Raw genomic sequence first — 746 nt, forward strand, 5'->3', positions numbered from 1 at the left:
AAGCTCATAGTAACAGTGGGAGGATCAATTGGTTGAGCGGTAAGAGGTTCATTGACCGTGGGATCACAGAAAGTATCAGCAACAGTACCTTTTTGTAGCCCAGCGATTGCTACAATATCACCGGCAATGCTTTCTTCAATAGGTTGCCGCTCTAACCCACGAAATGCTAAAATTTTCGAAATACGCCCAGTTTCTAAAAGCTTTCCATCTTGTCCAAGAACTTTAATACTTTGATTGGGTTTTATAGAGCCCGAATGAATACGGCCTGTAATAATTCGCCCAAGAAATGGATCTGCTTCAAGAATAGTTCCGATCATACGAAATGGTCCTTCTGCTACATTAGGAGAAGGAACATGGCGGATTACAAGATCAAACAGAGGGCTAAGTCCTTGATCTTTTGGTCCCTCAAGGGCTTCAGCCATCCATCCATCGCGTCCTGATCCATAGAGGATGGGAAAATCAAGCTGTTCATCGGTTGCATCAAGAGCAGCAAAAAGGTCAAAGACTTCATTAATAACTTCGTCAGCACGCGCATCAGGGCGATCAATTTTATTAATGGCAACAATAGGACGTAAACCTACTTTCAATGCTTTGCCGACAACAAATTTGGTTTGCGGCATAGGCCCTTCAGCGGCATCAACAAGCACAATTGCTCCATCTACCATATTGAGCATACGCTCAACTTCTCCACCAAAATCAGCATGACCAGGGGTATCAACAATATTAATTCGGGTATCTTTCCAAAC

The 746-nt window shown here is 43.3% G+C and carries 1 protein-coding gene; it reads right to left on the minus strand.

The window, feature by feature from the left end:
• On the minus strand, window positions 1-746 hold a 746-nt coding region (locus J7R05_RS07370), incomplete at both ends, for a GTP-binding protein (protein WP_208541780.1).

The organism is Bartonella capreoli (genome assembly GCF_902813205.1).
Lineage (GTDB): Bacteria > Pseudomonadota > Alphaproteobacteria > Rhizobiales > Rhizobiaceae > Bartonella > Bartonella schoenbuchensis.